This window comes from Flavobacterium sp. (assembly GCF_035456085.1).
Lineage (GTDB): Bacteria > Bacteroidota > Bacteroidia > Flavobacteriales > Flavobacteriaceae > Flavobacterium.
Genome location: NZ_DATIDY010000186.1, coordinates 1 through 12,032, shown reverse-complemented (window position 1 = coordinate 12,032; position 12,032 = coordinate 1). Strand labels below are relative to the sequence as shown.

General features: G+C 33.2%; 11 protein-coding genes. 3 read left to right on the top strand and 8 right to left on the bottom strand.

What is annotated here, in order from left to right; translation table 11 throughout:
- The 3 genes from VLC96_RS13950 to VLC96_RS13940 form a co-directional block, all read left to right on the top strand.
- Positions 1-670, top strand: a 670-nt coding sequence (locus tag VLC96_RS13950) for a DUF5020 family protein (RefSeq protein WP_325263873.1), incomplete at its 5' end; no start/stop codon positions are given.
- A 66-nt stretch (positions 671-736) separates the two neighbouring features.
- A complete protein-coding gene (locus VLC96_RS13945) occupies positions 737-1,708 on the top strand; it encodes a pectinesterase family protein (RefSeq protein WP_325263871.1) in 972 nt (323 codons plus the stop codon).
- 206 nt (positions 1,709-1,914) lie between these two features.
- Entirely contained in the window at positions 1,915-2,340 is a 426-nt protein-coding gene (locus tag VLC96_RS13940) for a CBS domain-containing protein (RefSeq protein WP_325263870.1), read from the top strand.
- Between the two features lie 120 nt (positions 2,341-2,460).
- Here the strand turns inward: VLC96_RS13940 and VLC96_RS13935 are convergent, their stop codons facing one another.
- The 8 genes from VLC96_RS13935 to VLC96_RS13900 all read right to left on the bottom strand — a co-directional run.
- Positions 2,461-5,169, bottom strand: a complete 2,709-nt coding sequence (locus VLC96_RS13935) for an SdiA-regulated domain-containing protein (protein ID WP_325263868.1) — start codon at positions 5,167-5,169, stop codon at positions 2,461-2,463.
- Between the two features lie 192 nt (positions 5,170-5,361).
- The gene (gene rpe, locus VLC96_RS13930) at positions 5,362-6,027 is read right to left on the bottom strand and encodes a ribulose-phosphate 3-epimerase (protein WP_325263867.1); all 666 of its coding nucleotides are present in this window, start codon (positions 6,025-6,027) and stop codon (positions 5,362-5,364) included.
- Positions 6,028-6,263: 236 nt separating this feature from the next.
- A complete protein-coding gene (locus VLC96_RS13925) occupies positions 6,264-7,127 on the bottom strand; it encodes a sigma-70 family RNA polymerase sigma factor (protein ID WP_007804760.1) in 864 nt (287 codons plus the stop codon).
- Between the two features lie 204 nt (positions 7,128-7,331).
- Entirely contained in the window at positions 7,332-7,571 is a 240-nt protein-coding gene (locus tag VLC96_RS13920) for a hypothetical protein (protein ID WP_325263830.1), read from the bottom strand.
- A gap of 165 nt (positions 7,572-7,736) precedes the next feature.
- Positions 7,737-8,483 carry a LytR/AlgR family response regulator transcription factor gene (locus VLC96_RS13915; protein ID WP_325263828.1) on the bottom strand — a complete coding sequence of 249 codons (747 nt, stop codon included), beginning with the start codon at positions 8,481-8,483 and terminating at the stop codon, positions 7,737-7,739.
- A complete protein-coding gene (locus VLC96_RS13910) occupies positions 8,476-10,212 on the bottom strand; it encodes an ATP-binding protein (RefSeq protein WP_325263827.1) in 1,737 nt (578 codons plus the stop codon). Before VLC96_RS13910 ends, VLC96_RS13915 begins: the two co-directional genes overlap by 8 nt.
- A gap of 101 nt (positions 10,213-10,313) precedes the next feature.
- Positions 10,314-10,745, bottom strand: coding sequence for a hypothetical protein (locus tag VLC96_RS13905; RefSeq protein WP_325263825.1), 432 nt, complete (start codon positions 10,743-10,745; stop codon positions 10,314-10,316).
- Between the two features lie 261 nt (positions 10,746-11,006).
- Positions 11,007-12,032, bottom strand: a 1,026-nt coding sequence (locus tag VLC96_RS13900) for a KH domain-containing protein (protein ID WP_325263823.1), incomplete at its 5' end; no start/stop codon positions are given.

Sequence of the window (12,032 nt, the reverse complement as noted above, 5' to 3'; positions counted from 1 at the left end):
TGCGCTTTTGTTTTCTGCTTTTGCTAATGCACAGGAAATACAATTACATTATGACTTTTTACCCGAAAGAGATTATCTCACTTTTACATTCGAAATTTTTAAACCGGACAAATTAGGAAGCACATTCTTTTTTACAGATTTTAATTTTGATCGGAAGGATGCTGCCAATCTTGCTTACATGGAAATTGCCAGGAAGTTTACTATCAAAAATAATCTGATCGAGGGTTTGAACTTTCATATTGAATATAATGATGGTTTATTAATGACAAACGATAAAGCAGATAGTCCTGAAAACCCTTTGGGATTCCCTATTAATCGAGCTTTTCTAGTTGGTATAGGTTTTCCTATCAAGATCGGTAACTTTGTTCTAAATACTACTTACATGTACAAAAATACCCATGGGTCTACTGGCATTGACGGACAATTTACCGCTGTTTGGTTTCATAACTTGTTTAATGATAAAGTTACTTTAAGAGGTTTTCTTGATTTTTGGTCGGAAGATAGGGCAGATGGATCGAGCAAAAAAATGATATTATTGACCGAGCCTCAAGTGATGTACAACTTCAACAAAAACTTCTCTTTCGGTTCTGAAATTGAAATAAGCAACAACTTTGTTCCGTCAGAAGAATTTAAAATATTCCCAACCATTATGGGGAGGTATGCTTTCTAAAACAACTATGTTATAGGTAGCCGAACTTTATTAATTTTTTTTATAAAAGATTATAATTTACTAAATATGAAATATACATTGTTGTTTTTACTTTTTGTGCTTTGGAATCCTAGTATTATTGGTCAAAAAAAGATAACAGTTGCCAAAGATGGTAGCGGCGATTTTTCAACAATTCAAACCGCTATTGATTCGGTCCATACAGATAAAGAAGCTGTTGTGATTTATATTAAAAATGGAATTTATAAGGAGAAATTAGTTATTCCGCCCTCAAAGCAATCTTTAACCATAGTTGGTGAGGACAAAGAGCATACTATCATTACTTACGATGATTATTCGGGTAAGCCGACTCCAAATCCTGAAATAAAAATTAGGACTTCAACTTCTTATACATTTTTAGTTGAAGCTGATGATGTTACATTTGAGAATTTGACTATCGAAAATTCATGTTGCGAAAAAGGACAAGCAGTTTCTTTGCATGTAAAAGGAAGTCGTTTTTTAATTCGAAATTCTAAAATTTTAGGCTGCCAGGATACGTTACTAACTGATGGAGAAGGAAGTTGGCAATACTATTTAAATTGCTATATTGATGGTACTACGGATTTTATTTTTGGACCTGCAACAGCAGTATTTAATAATTGTACCATTAACTGCAAAAAAGATTCTTATATCACTGCCGCTTCAACTCCCGAAAAAAAAGAGTTTGGTTATGTTTTCTTGAATTGTAATATTACTGCTGATGCCAATGTGAGCAAAGTCTTTTTAGGTCGTCCTTGGCGTCCTTATGCTAAAACGGTTTTTGTTGAATGTAATTTAGGAAATCATATATTGCCAGAAGGTTGGAATCCTTGGGAAGACCAACGATTTGGGGACAAAACTAAAACGGTTTATTACGCAGAATTCAAAAACAAAGGAAAAGGAGCAGAAACTGATAAAAGAGTAAATTGGTCTCATCAATTATCAAAAGAAGAAGCTAAGAAATATAATTTGAAATACATTTTTAGAGATCAGCAGAACTGGAAAGCATTAAAAGCCAACTAAATAATTATAAAACCATTTATTATTTTCAATAGTAAATGGTTTTTTTTAGCTCCAACTTCTAATATTAATTGCATTCACGTATTAAATTTTGTTAAGGAAAAGCTTTTTATAATTTAATTATAAAAAAATAATTATGACCTGATAATCATCATGTTTTGAGGATGTTTTCATTTTTAAATTTGCATATAATTTTAAAAAGAATTGTTATGAGACAGCATGTCCCCGTGTCCACAATTATGACAAAAGATATTATTAAACTCACTATAAAGGATGATTTAACCAAGGCTGAATCTCTATTTAAGCATTACAAAATTAGACATATTCCAGTAGTAAGTGGAGCTACTATAATTGGAATGTTGAGTTATACTGATTTGCTGAGAATTTCTTTTGCTGATGCAATTGATGATGATGAAGAGGTGATAGATACTACTGTTTATAATATGTTTACAGTAGAACAAGTTATGGCAAAAAAGCTAGTTACCATTACTCCAGAAACTTCAATAAAAGAAGCAGCCGAAATATTAGCATGTAAAGATTTCCATGCTTTACCTGTTTGTGATGATCATGTATTGGTTGGAATAATTACTACAACTGATTTAATTAAATATTTATTAGAACAGTATAAAAATTAAGTGTTTACTAATTTTGAAAGTCCCAATTGAGAAACCTGTACGCTTATTGGGACTTTTGTTTTAAAACAAAATCCTCGCTTGAATCAAGTGAGGATTTTATTTTTTATAATTATTTGGATATTACTTCTTAATTACGCGTAACGTTTTTATACTTTCACCTTGTTTCAAAACGATAGTATAAATTCCCGTTGAATAATTGTTTCCAATTTTGTGATTTTTAAGTTCATTACTATCCAATTTTAGGTCTTCAACTAATTTTCCATTCATATCATAAACGGTTATTCCAACAAGATCATTGCTAGTTGTACTCAAGTCTAGCTGAAATGTTGAACTAGTTGGAACTGGATAAGCTATTGCCTTAAATACATTAGTACTCTCAGTAGGCATATTGACAGATAAAGTAGTTTTAGGCAATGTAAAAGAACCAGGAGAACCAATTTCTGTACTACTGTTTGCAGCTACAAATGCGCCATTAATGCCTACAGCACTCAATTGACTAAGAGTAGTGGTTGTTGTATTAATTCCGGCTGAATTATCAAATGTTGCAAAAGTTCCAGTTGGTGAAACACCAAATAAAACTGATGCCTGCGGTGTACTGCTAGTGGCGTTGTATAAATTAACCTGATCTCCGTTTGTTCCCAAGCCAACGCCGCTTCCAGTATAGTTTCCAATTCTTAAATTTGTTGGAGGATTTGATCCAAACCAATTGCTCAAAAATGCGGTACTTTTTGCAGCTAAATTATCAGTCTCAATAAAAATTACCGATTCTCCCGGATTGATACTAGTAATGCCATTTAATGCTACGGCTGCTGCAGGTGATTGCGAATTGTCATCTACTTTCCATCCTGTTATATCAACCGCAATTGCTTTAGTGTTAGTTACTTCAAACCAATCAGCACCTACAGGACTGCTATTACTAGCCCATGGAGCAATTTCAGATATAAATAATTTTCCGGTTGAACCTGGTGAACCAATTTGATTAGCATCATTTTTGGCAGCGAAAGCATCGTTTACTCCTAATTGACTTAATGTCGTAATGGTTGCATTGGTAAGTCCAGCTGCATTATTGAATGTTAAATTTGTTGTGGCTACTCCAAACGTAACATTTGCTTTAATATTTCCGCTGGCATCAAACAAGTTTACTTCATCACCGGATGTGCTTAAACCTGCTCCACTGCCAGTATAACTTCCTATTTGTAAACCAGTAGGCACATTAGAACCAAACCAAGCCGATTTAAAATCAGCGATAATACTTGCTGCGTTTGTCGAACTTGTTTCTAAGAAAATTACAGATTCGCCTGGAGCAATACTTGTAATTCCGTTTAATGGTAAAGCAGCTGCAAAAGATTTAGAACTATCGTCTATTTTCCAACCTGTGATATCAAGGGCTGAAGTTCCATTATTAGTGACTTCAAACCAATCCGCATTTACTAAACTGTTGCTGCTTGACCAAGTCGCGATTTCTGTAATACTTACTGTTGCGGTTGGTGAAGTTTCAATAGCTACATCTGTAACTAATAAGGTAAAGTTAACGGAAGCATCTGGAGTGGAACCAATCGTTGCATCGTCTACATTTATCGTGACTGCATAGCTTGTTTTAGTTTCATAATCCAACACTGTTCCGGCTTTAATATACAAAGCTGAACCAATGATCTGAAAGAAAGCTGCGTCTACACCAGACAATGATAAGTTATTTGTTCCAAGTCCATCATCAGTCACAAGAATATCTGCAATTTTGACTGCTGTAGAAGTATTAGAATTTTCTAAAATTGAATTTATAGTGTTTGATAAAGCAATTGCTGTTGGAGCTTGATTTACTGAAGAAGAAGGTGCATACACCCAAAGTTGTGGGTGATCTATATCGCCACCTCCATTTTCATTGGCAATGTATAATATTCCATCACGATCCATAGTTAATCCTTCATGTTGTTGAGAAGGCGCGTCTAAAGGATTTTCTGGATCGGAAACGATGTTTAATGTGCTAGTGACAGTACCGTTTCGATCAGTATTTACTACTTTGGCACTTTCCTGGCTTAGTACCAATAAATTATCATATAATGGTGTACTTGCAAGCGCTGGCAAATTGGATAAAGCAAAAACATCGGCAACATCAGTAACACCCAATAATGAGGGGTCAAAAAGATTAACAGAATTTTCGGTTGTAGCAGATCCATTGGTTGCAGTTCCAGCGTTGAAGTCAATTCCAGTTTGAAAAATTCCCATAGGTGAAATCTCTTTTAAAACAATATAGCCATTCGTTTTTGGATCGTAAGAAAGTCCTTCTGTTCCAATGTTATTAACGAATGTGCCTAATTTTACTGTTTTAGTATTACTTCTGGTAAGCGTAGTTCCAGTAACATAAGTAAATAAAACAACTTGCCTGTCACGTTCTTCGGTCATTACAAATTGGCCATTACCAATATAAGTGATTCCTTCAGTATCATAAAACTCAGTTCCTTGCGGGCTCGTTCCTTGTGCTAATGTCATCGTGTCAATTAATTCACCCGTTTTTGATACCTGAACTATGGCAGTACTTCCGTCACCAACTACGAAAAGAGTATTCGTGTCCCAATTGTAAGTTATCGCAGAAGCTTCCTGAGCCAGTAAATTGTTAGCTGGATGAGCTGTTCTTGTTGGTTCTGGCAAGTTGTAACGCCCAACTCGAACATATTTCGAAAGATCTATAGATTGAGCCATACCACTTTGATTAAAGCAAAGTACAAGTGGAGTAAAGGCCAACCCAATTATCCTATTAGAAATAATCACTGTTGATTTTGTTTCGAAAGTAGCAGTTAAAGAATTCTTTAGTAAGAGTAAAAATCGTTTCATAAGTAATTTTTTAAATTCCTACAAATATATTTACCAGCTAAAATTTGCATTTAAATGAATAGTTACTTTATTGTTATCTCTTTGTTTTAGTGTTTAGTAAAATTTATTTAGTGAAAAGAGTTTAGTATAAACAAAAAAATCCGAAGCTTTCTAAAACTTCGGATTTGTATTTAATTGGTATTATTTTAATTTTTAAAAAGAAGTTAATTTTTTCAAATCAGCTACAGTTTCTGTTGGGTTTTCAGCTTTAAAAACAAAACTTCCTGCTACCAAAACATCTGCTCCGGCTTCAACTAATTGCAGCGCATTTTTGTTAGTAACACCTCCATCGATTTCAATTAATGTTGAAGCACCTTTTTCAACAATTAAATTTTTCAATTTTCTAATTTTCGCATAAGTGTTTTCAATAAAAGACTGTCCTCCAAAACCTGGATTTACGCTCATGATACAAACCATGTCAATATCATTAATTATATCTTCTAATAAATCAACATTCGTATGAGGATTAAGAGCCACTCCGGCTTTCATTCCTTGCGCTTTGATCGCTTGTAATGTTCGGTGTAAATGAGTACAAGCTTCGTAATGTACGGTCAAAATATCAGCTCCAAGTTCTTTAAAGGTTTTGATGTATTGGTCTGGATTTACAATCATCAAATGTACATCGACAGTTTTTTTTGTATGTTTTGTGATTGCTTCTAATACTGGCATTCCAAAAGAAATATTCGGAACAAAAACACCATCCATAATATCAATATGAAACCAGTCAGCTTGGCTGTTATTAATCATTTCGATATCACGTTGTAAATTAGCAAAATCGGCTGCTAAAACTGAGGGTGCAATAATTGTGTTTTTACTCATGGTTTTATTTTTTTGCAAAGGTAATTATAAAAAATAAAACTCCGGAAACTCGAGCATGAAATGCGAACTGACCGGAGGTTTATTGCAAAATAAAACTCCGGTAATCAGCCGGAGTTTCAATCATCAATCAAAAAACGAACAGTTAATCAGACTGTTGTTTGCTGTTTAGTCGAAAGTCAAATGTCTAAAATCAAAAGAGACTTTTGGACTTTATAACTTTCAAACTTTAAGACTAATTAGCCTAAATATGTTTTCAAGATTTTACTTCTTGAAGTGTGTTTTAATCTACGAATTGCTTTTTCTTTAATTTGACGAACACGTTCACGAGTCAAGTCAAAAGTTTCACCAATTTCTTCAAGAGTCATTGGGTGTTGATCCCCCAAACCGAAGTATAAACGAACCACATCAGCTTCTCTTGGAGTTAATGTTTCTAATGAACGCTCAATTTCAGTGCGCAAAGATTCATGAATTAATTCTCTGTCTGGATTTGGAGATTCCCCAGAACGCAAGACATCGTAAAGGTTAGAATCTTCTCCCTCAACAAGAGGAGCATCCATTGATAAGTGACGACCAGAGTTTTTCATAGACTCTTTTACATCATTAACAGTCATGTCTAGCTCTTTTGCAATTTCCTCAGCAGATGGTGGGCGCTCATTAGATTGTTCTAATAACGCATACATTTTGTTGATTTTATTGATAGAACCAATTTTATTTAATGGCAAACGAACGATACGAGATTGTTCTGCCAAAGCTTGAAGAATCGATTGACGAATCCACCATACAGCGTATGAAATGAATTTGAAACCACGAGTTTCATCAAAACGTTGAGCTGCTTTTATCAATCCAAGGTTTCCTTCATTAATTAAATCTGGAAGTGTTAATCCTTGGTTTTGGTATTGTTTGGCTACCGAAACTACGAAACGTAAATTGGCTTTTGTTAATTTTTCAAGGGCTCTTTGATCCCCGGCTTTAATTCTTTGAGCTAATTCTACCTCTTCGTCAGCGGTAATAAGGTCAACTTTTCCAATCTCTTGTAAATATTTGTCTAATGAAGCGGTTTCACGATTAGTAACCTGCTTGGTAATTTTAAGTTGTCTCATGTTTCTGTCTCCTCAATTTTTTTAAGTGTACAAGTTGTTATACGTATTGAGTTGCAAAAAAGTTACAGAAGAATAATTATTTTTTTAAAAAACAAAACAACCTGCTGCAAAGTTATGCGGCAGGTTGCTCTGACAAATTTAATTATTAATTGGAAATTATTGGTTTTGTGATGTTTATAATAAGTTGTTTTTTGGATTTAAATTTTATTCCATACCTTCTAAATTGACAATTCTATCAAATATTTGTCTTAAAAAAACGACCAAAAGAAATATTCCTCCTGCGAGGATAAAGTGATCGTTAGTTATTTTTAAAGGATTGTCTAAAATGTCATACAAACTTGGAATAATGATACATAATGATGCTAATAATCCAATCCAGGGATTGAATTTGCTTAAAATTTTATTTAACCGCGCATTATTTTGTGTATTAGATTTAGAACTCATGACTTTTTTATTTTAGAATAGTAAAGATATACTCCATATCTGCCTTTTTGAAGTCAAATGCCATAAAGTTGGCTTTTGTTGTCATGAGGTATTGTATTAATTACGTAAATGATATAAAGAAAAAACTTCTCTTGAAAGAGAAGTTTTCTGTTTGATTTTAATTGATTATGACAAGATGTTTATTTTTTTTATAAAATCTTTATAAGTGTCACTCAGATTGACTTTGTGATTTCCTTTGAGAATGACAAGATTGTCAGCAAGAATTATTTCTTCAATAAAATCTGTATTTACGATGTAGTTTCTATGAGTTCTAATAAATTTATTTTTGTCGAGAAGTTCATTGATTTTAGTTAACGAAATCATAATAACAAATTTTTCTTTCTCAGTAATAATGTTGCAATAACGATCTTCAACTTCAATATAAAGTATGTCTTTTAGGGATACTTTTTTTAGAACATTCTTCTTTTTGATAAACATATAATCGTTGCTGACTACGGTGTCTTGGTCTTCACTCAAAAATACATTAGTTTGTTCATAGAATTTTTCGACAGCCATTTCTAGCGCATAAAGAATTTCCAGTTCGTTAAAAGGTTTCATTAGGAAACTAAAAGGCTTGGTAAGTTTTGCCCTTTCAAAAATTTGACGATCTTGAGAACTGGTCAAAAAAACAAAAGGTTTAGTACTATTAGGAACAATGTTGATGGTTTCTGCAAAGTTAATTCCTTCTGGTCTTCCGGATAGAAAAACATCAATGATAACTATATCTACGGGATTGTTGTAAAATAAAGTAAGTGCATCTGTATAATTTTGGGCAACGCCTACAATGTTGTAATTGTTAGCGAGTAAAACTTTGCTCAGTGCGTCACTTTGCTCTTGCGTGTCCTCTATAATAAGTATGTTGATATTATCCATTTTGGTTATTTTTTGGTAACGAAAGTATTATTTTGGTTCCTTTGTTGGATTCGCTTTCTATGGTTAGCGTTCCGTCATTTTTCTTTATCATTTGCTTGCATAACTGCATGCCCAGTCCCGTTCCTATAATCTCAGAATTGTTTTTCTTGGCCAACAACTCATTGTCTTCAAGTAATTCGTTTACGGTTTCTTGATTCATTCCCGAGCCGTTGTCCTGAATAACAAGTTGGCAGAAATTGCTTTTGGTCTCCATAGTATAAAAACTGATTTTGCTGTTCTCAGGAGAGAATTTAATCGCATTGTCGAGCAGATTGCGCAATACAATTTTTAGCGAATCGAGGTCTACGAAGATAAAACTATTTTTAGAAACGGCGTTCTCAAAAGCAATGGTTTTGTCGAGCAGTAAAGGTTTGTAGTTGTATTCTATTTGTTGCACTATAGAATACAAATGAACCGAATCTTTATGGAAATACAATTGTTTGGTTTGCAATAACGCCCAATGAAGCAAATTGTCGAGCAAACTGTAGGTGCCATTTGCAATCGTGCTGTTTTGATGCAGGAGTTGGTCTAATTCATTGTAGTTTTTTGTTTCCAGCGAAGCAGTCAGTCTGGCGTTGCTGTTTTTTAAGGCATTAACAGAAGAACGCAAATCGTGGCTTACTATTGAGAATAATTGGTCTTTGGTGGCGTTAAGTTCGTCCAGTTTTTCTTTCTGAGCGAGTATGATTTTTGCATTTTTAACTTTTTGAGCATAAATATAAACCCCGCCAATTAAAAGAATTAATAAACCCAATAAAGAATAAAACATATTATTACGCTGCGTTTCTTTTAGTTTATTCTCTACCTTAAGTACTGAGATTTGTTTTTGTTTTTGTGCAACCGCATATTTTTTCTCATAGTCTGCGATTGCCCAGACTTTGTTTTGGTTATTGAGGGAATCTTTCCATTGTTCAGATTCTTTTCTGTAGGCTAAGGCTTGTTTGAAGTTACCTCTGTTTTCTTCGACAACTGCCATGTTTTTGGAAGCTTTTCTTTTTATATCAAAATTTTTTATTCTTTTAGATAATGAATACGCTTTTTCGAAATAAGGTATGGCCTGTTTGTCTTTGTATTGGTCATAATATAATGTTGCAATATTAAAATAGGAATTTATTAAGGGCAAGGAGTCTTTTTCTGTTTTTTGAATTTTAATACTTTTAAATAGATAAAATTCAGCTGTTTTGAATTTCTTTAGATGTAAATAACAAGTTCCTAAATTTGCATAAATTGAACTTATTTTATAATCTTTCACTTTGTTAGCGTATTCTGATTCTGCTTTATGAAAAAAGGTTATTGCTTTTTCGAATTCTTGAAGTTCTAAAGAAATTGAACCTAATTTATAGTTTACTAATTGATATAGTATAAATTTTTTTGAAATTAAATTTAATTCAGATTTTGCTTCTTGTAGCAGTTTTAACTCTCTAAAACTATATCCTCTAAAATAGTGACAATAATCAGCTAATTCTTTGTTTTTACTTAAACTCAATTGTTTCATTGAATATACTAAAGTAGAATCCCAATTTTTATTTGTGAAAAAATATTGTGCGTTTCTAAAATTTACCTCTTTATTAAACTCTTCTGCTTTTTTATTAAATACTGCATCTATATTGTCAGTATTTTTTTCTTGAGAAAAAAGAAATAAAGAATTATAAAAAAGTAATAGGGGAACTAATTGTTTAAATGTTTGCATTTTTTATGATTCTCGCTGTTCCTATTTATGAGACATCGTCTAATTTCGCCATAAAAATGGATTAATTAAACGATGTGTTTTTTATAACAATTATTTAGGTATTATCCATTTACTCCTGTTTCAGTCCCTCTTGAACCTTCGGGATCTAAGTTTATCATATATGACATAACTTTTTTTATGTTTTTTACTGTAGGAGAAGTGTAATCCAGTTCTACATACCACACATCGCAGGTTTCTGGAGTTTCCATAGAGAAATCATAATCGTAATTTATAGTCAAAACGCCGTCTTTTTCTTTAGGAGTTTCTACAAGAGGTGCGTCAGGGTTCTTGGAGTTTATGTATAGTGTTGCTCTTACTTTTAAAGTTAATTGACCGCCTTTTGGGGTGTAGAATTTTGCTGATACTAATGGGGCTACTGGATAGGTGACCTCTTTTGGTTGTTTAAAAGTAAAAGGTTGTGTGTTAATCTTAGTAGTTTGAATGGTTGGGTAGGGTTTACCTGGGAACGGATCTGAGATTTTTTTTTTGCTCATAATTTTTTTTAATTGGTTAATAGACTAATATTCACGTTAAAGGTATTTTTTTTCTTTGAATATTGTATAGTTATTTGTGGTTTTTTTGCAAAAACATTTCTTTATTTGTCTTAATATAGTTAAAATATGTGATTTTGTTTAATAATCATATTTATAACTGGAAATTTTACTTGCTAAATAAAAAAAAACTGAAAAACCCCGTTTCACGATTGTAAAACGGGGTTTTGTCTATAAATAAACCTTTAGTAAACTAAGATAGGATTACTCTTTTTTTTCCTCACGTGGAGGTCTAGGAATAAGTGCTTTTCTAGACACTTTCTCTTTTTTAGTTTTAGGGTCAACTCCTAAGTATTTTACTTGGAATACATCTCCCATATTTACTACATCACTAACGTTTTCAGTACGTTCCCAAGCTAATTCAGATACGTGTAATAAAACTTCGTTTCCTGGAGCTGCAGTATATTCTACAACGGCACCAAAATCAAGCATTTTAATTACTTTCACTTCATAAGCTTCTCCCATTTGAGGTTTGAAAGTGATAGAAGCAATTTTAGCTAATACTGTTTCAATTCCTTTAGGATCCGTTCCTAAAATTTCGATAACACCTTGCTCATCCACTTCGTTGATGACGATAGTTGTTCCAGTAGCTTTTTGTAATTCCTGAATTACTTTTCCGCCAGGTCCAATTAATGCTCCAATAAAGTTTCCAGGAATAGTTCTGGTGATGATTTTTGGTGCATGTGCTTTTACGTCAGCTCTTGGCGCAGCGATAGTTTCAGTTATTTTACCTAAAATATGCATACGGCCGTCACGTGCCTGAGCTAATGCCTGTTCCATGATGTCATAACGTAATCCATCAATTTTGATGTCCATTTGACAAGCAGTAATACCATCTTTTGTTCCTGTTACTTTAAAGTCCATGTCTCCTAAGTGATCTTCGTCACCTAAAATATCTGAAAGGACAGCAAATTTCTCACCGTCTGTAATCAATCCCATGGCAATTCCAGAAACTGGTTTTGTCATTTGAACTCCGGCATCTAATAATGCCATTGTACCTGCACAAACCGTTGCCATAGAAGAAGAACCGTTAGACTCTAAAACCTCAGAAACAACACGAATTGTATAAGGGCAATCAGCCGGGATCATGTTTTTTAAAGCTCTTTGAGCTAAGTTACCGTGACCTACTTCTCTTCTTGAAGTTCCTCTTAATGGTTTTGCTTCACCAGTTGAGAAAGGAGGGAAGTTATAGTGCAAGTAGAATTTTTCTTCACCTTGTTCAGATGGAGA